16 protein-coding genes are annotated in these 16,800 nt (G+C 70.9%); 8 read left to right on the top strand and 8 right to left on the bottom strand.

The window, feature by feature from the left end; translation table 11 throughout:
• Window positions 1–19: 19 nt before the first annotated feature.
• Window positions 20–1,978, bottom strand: coding sequence for a serine/threonine-protein kinase (locus tag ACTMSW_RS01150; RefSeq protein ID WP_441178503.1), 1,959 nt, complete (start codon window positions 1,976–1,978; stop codon window positions 20–22).
• A gap of 91 nt (window positions 1,979–2,069) precedes the next feature.
• On the opposite strand from ACTMSW_RS01150, the gene ACTMSW_RS01145 reads away from it, so the two are divergent.
• From ACTMSW_RS01145 to ACTMSW_RS01135, 3 genes are all read left to right on the top strand, one after another.
• On the top strand, window positions 2,070–2,282 hold the full coding sequence (locus ACTMSW_RS01145) for an acyl-CoA carboxylase subunit epsilon (RefSeq protein ID WP_441178502.1): 213 nt from the start codon (window positions 2,070–2,072) through the stop codon (window positions 2,280–2,282).
• Window positions 2,283–2,416: 134 nt separating this feature from the next.
• Window positions 2,417–2,878, top strand: a complete 462-nt coding sequence (locus tag ACTMSW_RS01140) for a hypothetical protein (RefSeq protein WP_441178501.1) — start codon at window positions 2,417–2,419, stop codon at window positions 2,876–2,878.
• Window positions 2,879–4,295: 1,417 nt separating this feature from the next.
• Window positions 4,296–5,429, top strand: a complete 1,134-nt coding sequence (locus ACTMSW_RS01135) for a S8 family serine peptidase (protein ID WP_441178500.1) — start codon at window positions 4,296–4,298, stop codon at window positions 5,427–5,429.
• A 227-nt stretch (window positions 5,430–5,656) separates the two neighbouring features.
• On the opposite strand, the gene ACTMSW_RS01130 is transcribed toward ACTMSW_RS01135, so the two are convergent.
• Complete coding sequence (locus ACTMSW_RS01130; RefSeq protein ID WP_441178499.1) at window positions 5,657–6,082, bottom strand: PIN domain nuclease; 426 nt, start codon at window positions 6,080–6,082, stop codon at window positions 5,657–5,659.
• Window positions 6,079–6,288, bottom strand: coding sequence for a type II toxin-antitoxin system VapB family antitoxin (locus ACTMSW_RS01125; RefSeq protein ID WP_441178498.1), 210 nt, complete (start codon window positions 6,286–6,288; stop codon window positions 6,079–6,081). Before ACTMSW_RS01125 ends, ACTMSW_RS01130 begins: the two co-directional genes overlap by 4 nt.
• Window positions 6,289–6,410: 122 nt before the next feature.
• On the opposite strand from ACTMSW_RS01125, the gene ACTMSW_RS01120 reads away from it, so the two are divergent.
• Both ACTMSW_RS01120 and ACTMSW_RS01115 read left to right on the top strand, forming a co-directional pair.
• Window positions 6,411–7,067, top strand: coding sequence for a Maf family protein (locus ACTMSW_RS01120; protein ID WP_441178497.1), 657 nt, complete (start codon window positions 6,411–6,413; stop codon window positions 7,065–7,067).
• Between the two features lie 9 nt (window positions 7,068–7,076).
• Window positions 7,077–7,730, top strand: coding sequence for an O-methyltransferase (locus ACTMSW_RS01115; protein WP_441178496.1), 654 nt, complete (start codon window positions 7,077–7,079; stop codon window positions 7,728–7,730).
• A gap of 15 nt (window positions 7,731–7,745) precedes the next feature.
• On the opposite strand, the gene ACTMSW_RS01110 is transcribed toward ACTMSW_RS01115, so the two are convergent.
• The 4 genes from ACTMSW_RS01110 to ACTMSW_RS01095 form a co-directional block, all read right to left on the bottom strand.
• On the bottom strand, window positions 7,746–9,047 hold the full coding sequence (locus ACTMSW_RS01110; RefSeq protein ID WP_441178495.1) for an MFS transporter: 1,302 nt from the start codon (window positions 9,045–9,047) through the stop codon (window positions 7,746–7,748).
• Between the two features lie 126 nt (window positions 9,048–9,173).
• A complete protein-coding gene (locus ACTMSW_RS01105; protein ID WP_441178494.1) occupies window positions 9,174–9,929 on the bottom strand; it encodes an ABC transporter permease in 756 nt (251 codons plus the stop codon).
• Window positions 9,930–9,946: 17 nt separating this feature from the next.
• The gene (locus ACTMSW_RS01100) at window positions 9,947–10,906 is read right to left on the bottom strand and encodes an ATP-binding cassette domain-containing protein (RefSeq protein ID WP_441178493.1); all 960 of its coding nucleotides are present in this window, start codon (window positions 10,904–10,906) and stop codon (window positions 9,947–9,949) included.
• Window positions 10,907–11,027: 121 nt separating this feature from the next.
• Window positions 11,028–11,648, bottom strand: a complete 621-nt coding sequence (locus ACTMSW_RS01095) for a PadR family transcriptional regulator (RefSeq protein WP_441179036.1) — start codon at window positions 11,646–11,648, stop codon at window positions 11,028–11,030.
• Between the two features lie 148 nt (window positions 11,649–11,796).
• Between ACTMSW_RS01095 and ACTMSW_RS01090 the strand changes: the two genes are divergently transcribed.
• On the top strand, window positions 11,797–13,548 hold the full coding sequence (locus ACTMSW_RS01090; RefSeq protein WP_441178492.1) for an acetyl/propionyl/methylcrotonyl-CoA carboxylase subunit alpha: 1,752 nt from the start codon (window positions 11,797–11,799) through the stop codon (window positions 13,546–13,548).
• A gap of 79 nt (window positions 13,549–13,627) precedes the next feature.
• Here ACTMSW_RS01090 and ACTMSW_RS01085 read toward each other — a convergent pair whose 3' ends face one another.
• On the bottom strand, window positions 13,628–14,524 hold the full coding sequence (locus ACTMSW_RS01085) for a LysR family transcriptional regulator ArgP (RefSeq protein WP_441178490.1): 897 nt from the start codon (window positions 14,522–14,524) through the stop codon (window positions 13,628–13,630).
• A gap of 69 nt (window positions 14,525–14,593) precedes the next feature.
• Between ACTMSW_RS01085 and ACTMSW_RS01080 the strand changes: the two genes are divergently transcribed.
• Together ACTMSW_RS01080 and ACTMSW_RS01075 are read left to right on the top strand one after the other, a co-directional pair.
• A complete protein-coding gene (locus tag ACTMSW_RS01080; protein ID WP_441178489.1) occupies window positions 14,594–15,199 on the top strand; it encodes a LysE/ArgO family amino acid transporter in 606 nt (201 codons plus the stop codon).
• A 66-nt stretch (window positions 15,200–15,265) separates the two neighbouring features.
• The gene (locus ACTMSW_RS01075) at window positions 15,266–16,705 is read left to right on the top strand and encodes a GuaB1 family IMP dehydrogenase-related protein (RefSeq protein ID WP_441178488.1); all 1,440 of its coding nucleotides are present in this window, start codon (window positions 15,266–15,268) and stop codon (window positions 16,703–16,705) included.
• Window positions 16,706–16,800 lie beyond the last annotated feature (95 nt).

Here is a 16,800-nt window from a genome sequence, read left to right as displayed (position 1 = left end):
GCGCGAATCCCGGGTGTCGTCAGTCCTGACGGTCGGGCTTGAACCCGCGGGCGATCAGGTCGAAGCCCTGGAGGTTGGCCTGCCAGTCGGCGTCGGCGACCTCCCACCGCAGGGCGTACCCCCGGTCGCTGGCGGTGGCGAAGCCGCGGTTGCGGACGCGGATCCGGGTGTTGTCCCGGGTCTCCCGCCACTCCCAGTCGGCGCAGGTCTTGAAGAAGCTGCAGGGCACGATGCTGATCAACTGGTAGTTGTTGACGCGCTCCTTCCGCCCCGGCTCGATCCGCCTCCAGTCGGCGACCGCGTCCGGCTGCGGCGTGCTGGTCCACTGGACGAGCAGTTCGCCTACCCCGTTGGGCTCGTCGAAGACAACGGTGGTGCTGTCCACCTGCCGACGAACCCAGCTCACCGGAATCGGCAGCTCAAAGCCGTTCTGGTCCTTGTGGATCTTCCAGCCGGCGGGCAGTGCAAGGGCCGACGGGGATGCGGGCGCCGACACCGACGCCGACGCGCTCGGCGCGGCGTCGGTCGGGGCCGGCGCACCGGGCTCCGAGGCCGACGGTGCGGGTGCGGACGTGGCGGCGGTGCCGGTCGCGCCGGCCTGCGGGGCGTCGCCACCGCCCTCGCCGTCACCGTCACCGCTGTTCAGCAGCGGCACGACGATGACAAGGCCGAGCAGCAGCATCGCGACCAGCACGCCGATGAGCACGTTACGGCGGGTGCGGTCGGGCTTCGTGCCGTCGCCGGCGACCACCGTCGCCCGACCGGACGGCGGGCTGACCGGCGCGGGCATCACCGAGGTCGGGTTGACCGGTGCCGGCTTCGCGGCGGCGGCCGGTTTCGGCGCGTCGACCTTCGCCGTCGGCGCGGTGTCGGACGTGGACGCCGAGACGTCGACCGGGGCGGTGGGCGCGACATCAGACGTGTCCGGTGTCGGGTCGTTCGGCGCGTCGGGTGTCGGGGCGGCCGGCGCGTTCACGGCGGCGGCCCCCGCAGCGGCCGCGGCGCCGGCGGCCGCATCCGGCGTCCGCTGAGCGGGCGGCGTGACGGGCTTCGACACCTCCGCCGGCCGGGGTGCCGGCACCAGCGGCGGGCGCGGCTCGCGCGGACCGTTCGGCCCGGGCCGGCGTACGCCGTCGAGCAGCGAGATCCCGCGTGCCCGCTTGCCACCCGCGCGGCGCAGCAGACGCTCCGCCTGCTCGGCGGTGATCCTCTCCTGCGGGTCCTTGTTGAGCAGCCCGGTCAGCACCGGCTTGAGCGGCCCGGCGTTCTTCGGCGGCGGCATCGGCTCGGTGGCCAGCGCCGCGAGGGTGGCGATCGCGGACGGTCGCGCGTACGGCGACTTGCCCTCGACCGCCGCGTAGAGGGTCGCGCCCAGCGACCAGAGGTCGGCCTCCGGCCCGGCGGTGCCGTCCCGGGCGCGCTCCGGCGCGATGTACGCCGGGGAGCCCAGCACCATGCCGGTGCGGGTCACGTTGGGGTCGCCCGGGATGGTGGCGAGACCGAAATCGGTCAGCACCACACGGCCGTCGTCGCCGAGCAGCACGTTGCCGGGCTTGACGTCGCGGTGCATGACGCCCGCCTTGTGCGCCGCCTTCAGCGCGCCGAGCACGCCCAGACCGATCTCCACGGCACGCGCCGGGGACACCGGACCGTCCTCGGCGAGGGTGTCCTGGAGCGACTTCGACGCCACGTACTCCATGACAATCCACGGGTCGCCGTCGGTGCGGAGCACGTCGAAGATGCGGACGACGTTGATGTGGTTGAGCCGGGCGATGGCTCGCGCCTCCCGCAACGAGCGCTCCCGCATCTCGCGGCGCTCCTCGTCGGTGAGATTGGGCGGCGGAACGAGTTCCTTGATCGCCACGTCCCGGTGCAGAACCTCGTCGCGCGCCTTCCACACCCGACCCATGCCGCCCTGACCGAGCGGCGAGAGAAGCCGGTATCGGTCAGCGACGAGTTGGGGAAGCGCGTTCGACATCGGTGAGACGGTACCCGCAGCGCCCGACGCTCACACCGCCGGCACGCCACTGTGCGGCGAAGGTCAAGTTCTGGACGCGTACCCTGACCGCATGTCTGCCGAAGAGCCGCTGCTCCGGGTCGTCCGCGGCGTACCCACCGCCGAGGAACTGGCCGCCCTGGTGGGTGTGATCGCCGTCCGGTCCCGACCGGCCGCCGCGCCCGCCCCGGTCGCGACGTCGGCGTGGGCGCGCAGCGCCCGCCCGGGCGGCGCGACCAACGCCGCCGGTCCGGGATCGTGGCGCGCTTCCGGTCTGCCCCGCTGATTTTCTGAGGTACGGATCACCGCAGGTGACCGCCCCCGGGGGCTGCTGCCGCACCGGGGTGGGGACTGCCCACATCGTCGGGGAGCCATTAACCTCACTCAGGGAAACGGTGCGGTGACGGTTAGGGAGGGACGATGATCCCCGAGGAGGACCGCCCAGCGGCCTGGCTCCGCGGCTACGGCGGCATCGAGGCCGACATCCGTCAGCTGCGCGAATTCGCCGACAGGTTGCAGGCCGAGGTGGAGCGGAACTACGCCCCACACCTGTCGTACATCGCCGAGGACCTGAAGACACCACTGCCCAACCCGGCCGACGCGTTCATCGAGCTGGTCGAGTTCCTGCGCGCCCACCACGAGACCCAGCAGGCCACCGCCGACACGGTCTGGGGCGTACGCGGGGCCACCGGCCACCTCGCCGCGGCTGCCGGGCAGGTCGCCGACCGCTACCGCGACTCCGACGCGTTCTCCTCCGCCCGGGTCGTCGACGTCGAACGGGCGCTCGCCACCCCGGCGCCGGTCACGCCCCCCGGTCCTCCGCTCGTGCTCCACGACCCGACCGGCCCCGAGGGCGCACCGGGCCCGGTGGTGCTGCCGTGAACGAAGCAGGCGTCGGCCGCTCGGGCGGCATCACCAACTGGTACCTGATGGACGTGGCCAGCATGTGGGCCTGCCTCGCCGACCAGGACACCACCAACCACTGGCGGCAGGTCGCCGGCTGGCGCAAGATCTGCGACCTCGCCCAGACGCACCTGGGTCGGCTGCAGGAGTACCGGCGCGGCCTCGCCGAGGCGTGGCCCCCGGAGACCAACGAGGCATCCCGGGCGTACCTCGCCGAACTGGACCAGCTGATCGACCGGGTGCAGCGCACCCACGACGCGGCCGCCACCAACTACACCGCGCTGTCCGCCGCCACCCAGGCCATCGGCACCACGCGTGAGACGCTGCGGAAGATCTACGACGAGTACGTGGTCAAGCTCCAGCAGAGACGCGCGTACGAGGCGACGGTGGCGGACCCCAAGGCCGTCATGGGCAGTCGCGTGACCGAACCACCGGTGACGGACGTCGACCTGGAACGGCTGAACGTCCAGGCGCGCGGGGTGATGTACGGGTTGAGCGGCGAACTTCAGCAGGCCCAGGTCATGCTCCGCCAACCGCCCCCCTCACCACCGCGACCCGGCGTTCAACCCAACGAATCGGACGTCTACGGCGGCAGCGTCAACCCCCCGGCGATTCCGCCAATCGTTCCTGTACCAATCACATCCAACAACAATACTCATTCATCAGGCCGTTCACCGAGTAATGCCCAACGAGTAAGTCTTCCCGCCACTCCAAGCGTCGGCCCAGTGCTAGGCGGCGCTAGTACTGGATTGGCACCAGCACCTCCGACGTCAGCACCACCGATAGCTACGCCGACCAGTCCAGCTAACCCTAGCGGCGGAGCATCGATACTGCCGCCGAGCCATACCACTCGGCCGATCGCAGGTAGCTCTAAAGATGGCAACCTCGGCCGGGCGAGCGGCGCAACGTCGAGCAGTCAAACAAGCAGCGTTCCTCGCGCTGCACCTAGCGCAATGCCGCCAGGCGGGTTGATCGGCGGCTTTCCAGGGGCAGGGCTAGGGCAACCAGCTAATGCCAGCCCTCAGCCAAGGCGAGTCAATCCGATAGGCGGTGTTATCGGGGGCGGCGGCGCAGGTACCGCCCCGACAGGTAGTGCCGGCTCACGGCCCGGCAGCGGTCGCGGATTGGCGGGAGCGCACGGCACTTCACCAATAGGAGGCGCACCAGGAATTTTCGGGGCGTCAGGACCAAACGCATACGGTCTCAAGAAAATGGGGCGAGAGGATGAGAGCCGCACCGAATCTGGAAGTTGGGATCCGGACCACCCATGGACGACCCAACAGGGTGTCAACCCTGTAGTTCTTCCACCCGAAGATGAGGGCCCAATCGACCCAGGACCGGCCATCGGCCTAGGCAGGTGAAGGGACCATTTGCGCGAGATCTACTCGTTGCGCTGATGCTCTCGGTCCCTTTGCTCACCCAGCAAACACCTGCAGGAGCAGCCCCTTCCCCGCCGAGCAACTCCGATGGTGTTTCTCGCATCCGCAGTGACCAGTGGCATTTGCGTTACCTCAATGTCGCCGACGCCCAGCGCCTCAGCCGAGGTGAGGGAGTGACGGTGGCAGTCCCCGACACCGGCGTTGATCCTCACCCCGATCTTCGCAACAACCTGCTTCCCGGTGCTAAGATAATTGGCGATCGAATAGGTGACGGGAGGCGAGACCCGAATAGCCATGGGACGTCCATGGCGGGCCTGATTGCCGCGCACGGTCAAGGCGGAGGTCTTGGAGCGCTAGGCATTGCTCCGAGAGCAAAAATTCTCCCAATCGTCGTCGCTGCGGCCAATAACTACGGCGAGGCCGATGATCTGGCAGCGGGAATAGAGTATGCCATTTCCCAGCAAGCCGACATCATAAGCATTTCAAGTACCGGCGGCTCAAGTCAGCGCTTGATACGTGCAGTGGAATCTGCCATTAGAGCCGACATAGTAGTGGTGGCTGGGGTAGGCAACCAACCAGCGACGACGTCTATCGGCTACCCGGCGAGCCATCCCAGCGTTATAGCTGTGGCCGGCGTGGATGATAAAGGGTTCCATGCCGCCATATCAGTTATGGGGCCCAAAATCGACATAGCAGCGCCTGCGGTCCAGATATATAGCACGAGTTTCGGCGCGAAGTACTCGAAGGGCACCGGCACATCCAGCGCAACGGCAATTGTTGCCGGCGCGGCCGCTCTCGTACGATCGAAGTACCCCGACCTACCCGCATCCGAGGTGATCCATCGCCTGACCGCCACCGCTGTCGACAAGGGACCGTCCGGGCGCGACGACCAGTACGGCTACGGCGTCATTGATCTCGTTGCGGCGCTGACTGCTGACGTCCCGCCGCTCGGCTTCAGCTCTTCGCCGCCCGCACCCACCGTCGCGCCAACACCCGCGGCTGCTCAGCCCGGGGCCGGCTCGAAGGATGGCGACTCCACGGTTCGTGGGCTCCTGACGCTTGGTGTTCTGGTGGTGGCCGGAGGCGTATGGGCAGCGGTTGTTCGGCGTCGGCGTCACGGTGACGATCCGCCCCCGCGTATCAGCCGCTGATCGAACTTTCCTCGACGGTCACTCCCGCGCGCCGGCGGGGCTGGTTGATCCACTCGATGTCATTGAAGTCGGGGTGTTGGGGTGCGCGGGATGGCCCGGTTTCAATGAAGGCGAGTCGATCACGTTCTGCGCCGCTCGCGGCACCTGGGCAGTGGTCGCGCGACGCCGTCGAGGCGGGGACGATCCCACGATCGCTCGGGACCAGTCGTTAGGAGGAACGAGCAGACTCACTTCACCGAGCCGGGCGATGCGACCCAGCGGACGGGTTGGCCCGTGACCTTGGCGATCTGGTCGAAGTCGCGGTCGTAGTGCAGCAGCGAGAGGCCCTGGTACTCGGCGGTGGCCGCGATGAGCAGGTCGACTGCCCCGGCCGATCGGTGAGCGCCGCGACCGGTGAGGTCGTGCTGCATCTCCGCCGCCCGCTCGTAGATCCGGTCCGGCATGGCCACCCAGCCGAACACGATCCTGAGCTGCCCCTGGAGCCATTCGCGGTCAGCCGTCGACTTGGCGGTGTACAGGAATTCCAACTCCACGAGCGGGCACACGGCGAGCAGGCCGGCGGTCAGAGCCGGCTCCCAGCGCGATCGCAGCGCCTCGTGCCGGAGCAGGCGTACGAGGGCGCTGGTGTCCACCAGATAGTCGGCGAGCCTCACGACCGGTAGGAGCCCTTGTCGAGCAGTTCGTCGAAGTCACCGGCTTGGCCGCGCTCGGCCAACTCCCCGAGCGCTCTGGCCCTCCGCAGGCGCGCCGCGCCTTCCCTGAGGGCCACGTTGACTGTGTCCTTCTTGGTCTTGGTGCCGAATGCCTCTGCCGCGTCGGCCAGTGCCTGGTCGTCCACGTCCACCAGGATCTTCGTCATACGCACCCCTATATACGAGAAGCCAAAGCAGTATATCCGCGTTGTCGACGTGCGGCGCGTACAACGGGCAGGCCGCGCGGTGCGTACCGCGGACGGACCGGTGGCCCGGTAACGTCGGCGGCGTGCCTGAATCCAAGCCCCTCCGTCTCGTGCTCGCGTCGGCGAGCCCTGCCCGCCGCAAGACCCTCCAGGCCGCCGGCATCGAGCCGGACGTGCTGGTGAGCGGTGTCGACGAGTCCCTGGTGGTCACCGACCGGGCCGAGGAACTGTGCCTGGAACTGGCGCGCCTCAAGGCCCAGGCGGTGTTGACCCGGCTGCGTCCCGCCGGCGACCAGCGCACGCTGGTGATCGGTTGCGACTCGGTGCTGGCCTTCGACGGGGAGATCCTGGGGAAGCCGGCGGACGCCGCGGACGCCGTCCAGCGGTGGGAGCGGATGCGGGGGCGCAGCGGCGTCCTGCACAGTGGGCACTGCCTCATCGACGTCGACGCGGGTCGGCGGGCCGAGGCGGTGGCCTCGACGACCGTGCACTTCGCCGACGTCGACGACGACGAGATCGCCCGGTACGTGGGCACGGGCGAACCGTTGGCGGTGGCGGGCGCCTTCACGATCGACGGGCTGGGTGGACCGTTCGTCGAGCGGATCGAGGGTGACCCGGGGACGGTGGTGGGTCTGAGCCTGCCGTTGCTGCGTCGACTCCTCGCCGAGCTGGACCTGCGGATCATCGACCTGTGGACGAAGGTCACGCCTGGCAACCAGTCCGTCGAACCGCTGGGCTAACGTCCGGTCATGGCCACCAAGTCGATCCCGCTCACCGAGGACCTGCACGCGTACCTCGTGGCGCACGGCTCGCCACCCGACCAGATCATGCGCGAGCTGATCGAGGAGACCCGGGCGGCCCTGCCGGACGACGCGCGGATGCAGGTCGCTCCGGAGCAGGCCGCATTCCTGACCTTCCTCACCCGGCTGCTCGGTGCGCGCCGAGCGGTCGAGGTCGGCACCTTCACCGGGTTGTCCTCGCTGGCGATCGCCCGGGGTCTGGTCGACGGTGGGCGGCTGACCTGCTTCGACATCTCGGAGGAGTACACCGGCATCGCCCGGCGGTACTGGACCCGCGCGGGGGTGGACGACCAAATCGACCTACGGATCGGGCCAGCGGGGGAGACGCTGCGCGAGCTGCCGTACGAGCGGGAGATCGACTTCGCCTTCATCGACGCGGACAAGACCGGCTACCCGATCTACTGGTCGGAGCTGGTGCCGCGGATGCGCCCGGGCGGGGTGATCGCGGTGGACAACGTGCTGCGGGGTGGCCGGGTGATCGCCCCGGGGAACGCCGACGACCGCGCGATCGCGGCGTTCAACGACGAGGTCCTGGCCGACGTCCGGGTCGACGCGGTGATGCTGCCGATCGCGGACGGCCTCACCCTCGCCCGGGTGCACTGACACCGCGGGAGTGGATCAACCGGCACCGACCGGGGTGGGTTTCGGCTCGTCGGCCAGGGTGCCGGGACGCAGCGCGCGGCCGAGGCGCGCGGCGAGCACCGCCGCGGTGGCGATGAAGCCCGGAAGCAGCAGGAAGGCGAGGTACGGTCCGACGCCGTCGGCCAGCCAGCCCAGGGCCACCGGCGCGATCCCGAAGCCGACCCCCATCGAGTACGACGCCCAGCCCGCCGCCTTGTCCGCGGCCGGACCGGCGACGGCGAGGGCGATGGAGATGGCCAGCGGGTAGTGCAGCGCGTTGCCGAGGCCGAGTACGACCAGCCCGGTGACCGCGAGCCAGCCCACCGGTGCGGTCCAGAAGAGCGTGAACCCGGCCAGCGACACGCCCAAGGCCCCGAGCAGCAGGGGCACCGGCCGGAACCGCAGGGCGATCCGTCCCCCGATCAGTCGCCCGACGAACATCCCACCGACGATCGCGGCGACGGCGGCGGAGGCGGCCCCGGCGTCGAGGCCGGAGTGGTCGCGCAGTACGTCGGCGGTCCACAGCGACAGGCACACCTCGATCGAACCGGTCACGGCCATGAGGGTCCACGCGATCCAGTACGCCCGCGGCAGCCGCTGCGAAAGGAAGGGCCCCCGCTTAACGCCTGGTGTAGAGGAAGGGTCCCTTCCTAACACCGGGCTGGGGTGTGCGGAACGGGTCGTGACAGTCGGGGACGCGGGTACGGCGACCGGGCCGCCGGGAGCCGCGGTAGCGGGGGCGGTCTGCCGCCGGCGTACCCGAAAGGCAACCGCGACCAGCGCGATCAGGCCGACCTCGACGGCCATCACCGGCCGCCAGCCCCAGCCGGCGTCCACGCTGGCCCCGATGACCACCGGGGCGAGGATGCCGAGGCCGGCGCAGGCGGCGTTGGCCTCGGTCAACGCGGCCGGCGCGGCGGGCCCGTGCCGCGCGGTGAGCACGACGGCGACGCCGCTGATGACGATCATGCCGAAGGTGGCGATCACCACGACCGCCGCGATGGTGGCCGGCAGGGGTCGCGCCATGCCGAAGGCCGTGACGCCGGCCGCGACCCCCGCAAGGCCGGTCCAGATCGCCGCGCCGCGGCCGACGCGGCGGGCGAGCGGCGCGAAGAGCGCCCCGCCGAGCAGCGACCCGACGGCGATGCCGGTGCTGTGCAGGCCGGCGACGGCGGCGGAGGTGCCCTGTTCGTCGCGGAGCAGCGGGACCACCGGGCCGAAGCCGTAGAGGAAGAAACCCCAGAGACCCAGCTGGGCGTACGCCAGCCAGGTGGTCCGGTCACGGGTGAGGCGGGGCACGCGCCTTACGCTACAAGCGCTCGGTGCGTGCCCCGCTCCCGGTGAGAGGCAGCTCTCCCCAGCCCGGCGCGAGTGTTAAGCGGGGGCCCTTCCTCTACCGCAGGCGTTAATAGGGGGCCCTTCCTTTCACCTGACGCTGCGGGCGAACTGGCGGGCGGCCCAGAAGACGCCGGCGGCGGCGAGCACCGCGATGATGGTCAGCCCCTGCCACACCTTGTCGTCGCCGAGGTCACCGGCGAAGAGGGCCCGGGTGCCGTCGACCGCCCAGGAGAACGGGTTCCAGTTGGCGACGCCCTGCAACCAGCCGGGCGCGAAGGTCAGCGGGAGCAGGATGCCGGAGAGCAGCAGCACCGGCTGGGCGACGGTGTTCATCAGCGGCGCGAGGGCGTCCTCGCTCTTGACCTTGAGCGCGACCCCGTAGGAGACGGCGGAGGTCATCAGCGCGATGAGGGCCAGCATCAGGTACGCCAGGAGCAGGTCGCCGATGAAGACCCGCAGGTCGAACAGGAGCGCGAGCAGGGTGATGATGACCGCCTGCGCGATCAGCGAGACGACGTCGCGCAGGGAGCGGCCGAGCAGCAGGGCCAGGCGGCTGACCGGGGTGACCCGGGAGCGTTCGATGACCCCGGCGCGCAGCTCGGCGATCAGGCCGAAGCCCTGGAACAGGCCGCCGAAGATGGCCAGCAGGACCAGCAGACCGGGTACGAAGATCTTGTAGGCCTCGGCCTGGGTGGGCGCGTTGAGGGCCGGCTTGAGCAGCGGGGCGAACAGGAGCAGGTACATCACCGGCTGGAAGACGCCGACGAAGACCCAGACCGGGTTGCGCAGGAGCAGCCGGAGCTGCCGCTCGAAGATCAGCCACGTGTCGCGGGCGAGTTTCACGATGTCACTCCGGTGTCTCAGGACTCGCGTAGCGAGCGGCCGGTCTTGGTCAGGAAGACGTCGTCGAGGCTGGGGCGGTGCAGCTCGATCGAGGTGAGCGCGAGGCCGGCGTTGTCGACCCGGCGGAGGATCTGCGGGATGGCGGTCGCGCCCTCGTCGACGTAGAGGCGCAGGCCGCCCTCGTCGGCGGTCTCCAGCTTGTTGACGTACGGCTCGGTGTCGAGCAGCTCGGCCGCCTGCGGCGTGGCGACGGCGTCCAGCCCGACCAGGACCACGTCGCCGGAGATCTCCCGCTTGAGGTCGGCCGGGGTGCCCTCGGCGACCACCTCGCCGTGGTCCATGATCGCGATCCGGTCGCAGAGCGCGTCGGCTTCGTCCAGGTAGTGCGTGGTGATGAAGACGGTCATCCCGTCGGTGCGCAGTCGCCGGATCTCGTCCCACATGTGGGCGCGGCTCTGCGGGTCGAGACCGGTGGTCGGCTCGTCCAGGAAGACGATCCTCGGCTCGTGGATGATGCCGAGCGCGATCTCCACCCGGCGACGCTGGCCGCCGGAGTAGGTCTTGCACTTGCGGTCGGCGTACTCGGTGAGCTGGAAGGCGTCGAGAGCGCCGGCCGCGCGCCGGTGCGCCTCGGCCTTGGAGATGCCGTACATGCGCGCGTGCAGCACCAGCTCCTCGCGGGCGGTCGACTCGTCCCAGGTGCTGCCGCCCTGGGCGACGTAACCGATGCGGCGGCGCACCTCGGCCGGGTCCTTGCGCAGGTCGGCGCCGGCGATGGTCGCCTCGCCGCCGTCCGGCTCGATCAGCGTGGCGAGCATCCGCAGGGTGGTGGTCTTGCCGGCACCGTTGGGGCCGAGGAAGCCGAAGATCTCCCCCTCGGCGACCTGGAGGTCGACCCCGCGCACGGCGTCGACCGTCTTCGTCTCCCGACCGGTGCGGGTGCGGAACGACTTCCGCAACCCTCTGGTCTCGATCATGTATGGCTCCTGGTCGCCCGGGCCGGCGACGCCGGCCACCTCTCTGTCCACAGGAGACGGCGCCGGACGGCGCGCTTCCCCGTTGTGCCGCGGTAAGGCTAACGCGATATAGCTTTTGTGGTCAACGTTGATTATTAGGATCGGAGGTACGCGGTGGCAGCCGCTCCTGCCACCCGGACCACCCGTCCGCATCCTCCAGCCCATCAGGCAGGTACGACATCCCTTCGTCGATCCGGTCGGCGATCCGCTCGCACCAGGCGATCTCCACCTCGGCGCGGTCCGACCAGAGCTCGAACATCCAGGCCACGTGCACCGGCTTGCCGGACCGCAGCCAGTCCGAGTTCAACGACGTACGCATCCATCCGACACCGGCGCGGAGCTGGATCGCCCGGTTGCGCAGGGCCGCCGAGGCCTCCTCGCGGGGCAGCGCGGGCAGGAAGGAGAAGGCCGCCGCGAAGGGATCGGCCGGCTCGTGCAGCCGCCACCACAACCCGCGCAGGAGCGTCTCGAACTCCTCCTCACCCTTGGCGGTGATCTCGTACGTGGTGCGGGCCGGGCGGGCACCGACCTGCTCGGTCGCCACCTCGCGCAGCAGTCCCTCCTGGGTCAGCTTGCGCAGCGCGTGGTAGATCGAGCCGGGCTGGATGTTGGCCCACCTGTCGGCGTTCCAACTCAGCAGCTCGCGGCGGACGTCGTAGCCGTGCACCGGCTGCATCCAGCGGACCAGTCCAAGGATCATCATTCGCGTGGCGGACACGGCGTCAAGCGTATTAGACAAGTTTGACTAGGGCTCGGTGGGGACAGTGCCACATCCCACACTGAGCGATCGTTAGGGACATCAGGGTGGCCGATACACTCCCGGTCAACGACCTCCCGGGAGGAGCCACAAGGTGCGCAAGGTACTCATCGCCAACCGCGGCGAGATCGCCGTCCGCGTCATCCGCGCCTGCCGCGACGCCGGCCTCGGCAGCGTCGCCGTCTACGCGGACTCCGACCGGGACGCCCTGCACGCGACGCTCGCCGACGAGGCGTACGCGCTGGGCGGCGACACGGCGGCCGAGAGCTACCTGCGTATCGACAAGCTGATCGACGTCGCCGCGAAGGCCGGCGCCGACGCTGTCCACCCCGGGTACGGATTCCTCTCCGAGAACGCCGACTTCGCCCAGGCGGTCGTCGACGCCGGGCTGACCTGGATCGGCCCCACCCCGCAGGCCATCCGCGACCTCGGTGACAAGGTGACCGCCCGGCACATCGCCCAGCGCGCCGGCGCACCCCTGGTCCCCGGCACCCCCGATCCGGTGGGCAACGCCGACGAGGTGATCGCCTTCGCCGTCGACCACGGCCTGCCGGTCGCCATCAAGGCGGCCTTCGGCGGCGGCGGTCGCGGCCTCAAGGTGGCCCGCACGATGGAGGAGATCCCGCACCTGTTCGAGTCGGCCACCCGCGAGGCGGTCGCCGCGTTCGGGCGGGGCGAGTGCTTCGTGGAGCGCTACCTGGACAAGCCCCGGCACGTCGAGGCGCAGGTCCTCGCCGACCAGCACGGCAACGTGATCGTCGTGGGCACCCGGGACTGCTCGCTCCAGCGCCGCCACCAGAAGCTGGTCGAGGAGGCCCCCGCGCCGTTCCTCACCGACGCGCAGCGCGCCCAGATCCACGACAGCGCCAAGGCGATCTGCCGGGAGGCCGGCTACCACGGCGCCGGCACGGTGGAGTACCTGGTCGGCGCGGACGGCACCATCTCCTTCCTGGAGGTCAACACCCGTCTCCAGGTGGAGCACCCGGTGACCGAGGAGACCGCCGGCGTCGACCTGGTCCGGGAGCAGTTCCGGATCGCCGACGGCGAGAAGCTGCGCTTCGGCGAGGATCCGACCCCGCGCGGGCACGCCATCGAGTTCCGGATCAACGGCGAGGACCCGGGCCGCAACTTCCTGCCCGCCCCCGGCACGATCACCGCACTGCGGCTGCCCAGCGGCCCGGGCGTCCGGGTGGACACCGGCGTCTCGGCCGGCGACGTGATCGGCGGCAACTTCGACTCGCTGCTGGCGAAGGTGATCATCACCGGCGAGACGCGTACCGAGGCGATCGAGCGGGCCCGCCGCGCACTCGACGAGATGGTGGTCGAGGGCATGGCCACCGCCCTGCCGTTCCACCGCCTCGTGGTGCGGGACGAGGCGTTCACGTCCGAGCCGTTCCACGTGCACACCCGCTGGATCGAGACCGAGTTCGACAACACCGTGCCGGCCTTCACCGCCGTCGCCGGCGCCGTCGAGGGCCCGGCCGAGCGCGAGACCGTCGTGGTCGAGGTCGGTGGCAAGCGCCTGGAGGTGGTCCTGCCCGCCGGCCTCGGCGCGGGTACGGCCACCGCCGCTCCGGCCGCCAAGAAGCCGGGTCGCCGGGGCGGCTCCGCGAAGGCCGGCGCCGCGGTGGGCGGCGACGCCCTCACCTCCCCCATGCAGGGCACGATCGTCAAGATCGCCGTCGCCGACGGGGACACCGTCGCCGAGGGCGACCTGGTGGTGGTGCTGGAGGCGATGAAGATGGAGCAGCCGCTGCACGCGCACAAGGCCGGCACGGTCAGCGGCCTCTCCGCCGAGGTCGGCGCGGTCATCACCGCCGGCGCCGCCATCTGCACCATCGCCTGAGGTGTAAGGAAGGGCACCTTCTTAACGCCTGGTGCATAGGAAGGGCCCCCTCCTAACACCTGCGCGGGCCGAAGCCCGCTCAGCGGAGCGTGACCGCAGCCTCGGCACGTACGGCGGCGGTCAGCGCACCCAGCACCGTCGAGTCCAGCCGCCAGTGCTGCCAGTACAGCGGCACGTCGACGTACCGACCGGGGGCCAGGTCGACGCACGTGCCGTCGGCCAGGTCGGCGGCGGCCAACTGCTCGGGCACCACGCCCCAGCCGAGCCCCCGGCGGATCGCCTCGCTGAACGCCGGCACCGACGGCACGTGGTGCACCGGCGGGTCCAGGTGCCGCCCGGTCACCGACCGTAGGAAACGGTGCTGCACGCGGTCCTTGCGGTCGAACGCCACCATCGGCGCCACGGCCAGCGCCGCGGCGGTCAGCCCGTCGGGGAACCACCGTCCGGCCCGGCCGGACGCGGCCAGCGCGCGGTAACGCATCGCGCCGAGCGACACCGCCCGACAGCCCTGCACCGCCTCCCGCTGGGCGGTCACCGCCGCCATGACGGCACCGTCGCGCAGCAGGTCCGCCGTGTGGTCCTGGTCGTCCTGGCGTACGTCGAAGCGGACCGCCAGATCGTCGGGCACCTGGGCCAGCGCGGCGACGAACCAGGTGGCCAGGGAGTCGGCGTTGACCACGACGGCCAGTCGGGTGCCGACGCGGTCCCCGGTCAGCGCCCCCCGCGCGTCGGCCAGCGCCTCCTGTTCGAGCAGCGCCACTTGACCCGCGAGACGCAGGAGAGGCCGGCCCGCCTCGGTGGCCCGGCACGGCCGCGTACGCCGGACCAGGACCTGCCCGACCGCCTCCTCCAACGCCCGGATCCGTTGGCTGACCGCCGACGGGGTCACGTGGAGGACCCGGGCCGCAGCGTCGAAGCTTCCCTCGGCCACCACGGTCGTCAACGTGCGGAGCTGCGTCGAGTCGAGTCCCTCCATAAGCTGAGCTTACGGAGCATCAGAAACATGAGCTGGACTGGTATGACGCACCGGCCATAGCCTCGCGGTGTGCCAGATCCGTTGCCCTCGGCGCTCGCCGGGTTCTCCGTCTCCCTCGCCCTGATCGTCGCCATCGGCGCGCAGAACGCCTTCGTGCTCCGCCAGGGCCTGCGCCGCGAACACGTCGTACCGGTGGTGGTGGCGTGCGCCGCCTCCGACGCCCTGCTCATCACGGCCGGGATCGCCGGCCTCGGCACCGTCGTGTCCGGGTCGCCGGCCCTGCTGACCGCCATCCGCTGGGGCGGCGCGGCCTTCCTGTTCTGCTACGCGCTCCTCGCGGCGCGGCGCGCACTGCGCCCCGGCACGCTGGCGCCGACCGACCGACCGCCGGCCCCCCTGCGGGCGACCGTCCTCGCCTGCCTCGCCTTCACCTACCTCAACCCGCACGTGTACCTCGACACGGTGCTGCTCATCGGCGGGATCGCCCAGCAGCACGAGGACCGCTGGGCCTTCGGCGGGGGCGCCGCGCTGGCCAGCGTCGTCTGGTTCAGCGCGCTGGGCGCCGGGGCGCACCGGCTCGCGCCCCTGCTGGCGCGTACCCAGGCGTGGCGGGTGTTGGACGGCGCCGTCGCCCTCGTGATGGCCGCGGTGGGCGCGGCCCTGCTCCTGCGGTGAGCGCGCGGAAGGTGTTTTCCGTGACCACCGGCGGCGGGTACGGCGGTGGCCAGGAATGATGGCCGGGTGCGGTTCCTACATGGCGCGGTCCCCGCGCACGACCTGACCTACAACGACGTCTTCATGGCGCCGGCCCGCTCCGAGGTGGGCTCGCGACTCGACGTCGACCTGGCCACCAGCGACGGTACGGGCACCACCATCCCGCTGGTGGTGTCGAACATGACCGCCGTGGCCGGGCGGCGGATGGCCGAGACGGTCGCCCGCCGGGGTGCCATCGCGGTCATCCCGCAGGACATCCCCATCGAGGTCGTGGCGAACGTCGTCGCCTGGGTCAAGCAACGGCACCTCGTGCACGACACGGCGATCACCCTCGGCCCCACCGACACCGTCGGAGACGCCATCCACCTGCTCCCGAAGCGCTCGCACGCTGCGGTGATCGTCGTCGACCCGGAGGGCCGTCCCCTCGGCGTGGTGACCGAGGCGGACACCGTGAGCGTGGACCGGTTCGCCCAGCTCCGGCACGTGATGTCGACCGAGCTGCACACGGTGCCGGCCGACGCGGACCCGCGTACCGGCTTCGACCGGCTGTCGGCCGGGCGCCGGCGACTCGCCCCGGTGGTCGACGCCGAGGGACGGCTGGTCGGTGTACTCACCCGGCAGGGCGCCCTGCGGGCGACCCTCTACAAGCCGGCCGTCGACGACCGGGGTCGGCTGCGCATCGCCGCCGCCGTCGGCATCAACGGCGACGTGGCGGGCAAGGCCGCCGCGCTGCTCCAGGCCGGGGTGGACACCCTGGTCGTGGACACCGCGCACGGCCACCAGGAACGGATGATCTCCGCGCTGCGGAGGGTCCGCGAGGTCGACCCGCACGTCCCGGTGGCGGCCGGCAACGTCGTCACCGCCGAGGGCGTACGCGACCTCGTCGAGGCCGGCGCGGACATCATCAAGGTGGGCGTCGGCCCCGGAGCGATGTGCACCACCCGGATGATGACCGGGGTCGGCCGGCCGCAGTTCTCCGCCGTGCTGGACTGCGCGGCGGCCGCCCGCGAGCTGGGTCGGCACGTCTGGGCCGACGGCGGCGTACGGCACCCCCGTGACGTGGCGCTCGCCCTGGCCGCGGGCGCGTCCAACGTGATGATCGGTTCCTGGTTCGCGGGGACCTACGAGTCCCCCGGCGACCTCTACACCGACGCCGACGGGCGGCGCTACAAGGAGAGCTTCGGTATGGCGTCGGCGCGTGCGGTCAGCGCCCGTACCGCCGACGACAGCGCCTTCGACCGGGCCCGTAAGGCGATCTTCGAGGAGGGCATCTCCTCGGCGCGGATGTACCTCGACCCGACCCGCCCGGGCGTGGAGGACCTCATCGACGAGATCATCTCCGGGGTACGGAGCGCCTTCACGTACGCGGGCGCGCGAAACCTGGACGAGTTCCACGAGCGGGCGCTGGTCGGCGTGCAGAGCGCGGCCGGCTACACCGAGGGGATGCCACTGCCGACGAGCTGGTGACCGACGGAAAGTCGACCCAGCCGCCCCGCGCGCAGGGCCCCCGCCCCCGCGATCTTGCACTTTCGGTCGCCCTTACGGGTGCTTTTGCCGCTTCT

It is taken from the genome of Micromonospora sp. BQ11 (assembly GCF_052068135.1).
Taxonomy (GTDB): Bacteria; Actinomycetota; Actinomycetes; order Mycobacteriales; family Micromonosporaceae; genus Micromonospora.
This window is presented reverse-complemented; position numbering and strand designations above follow the sequence as displayed.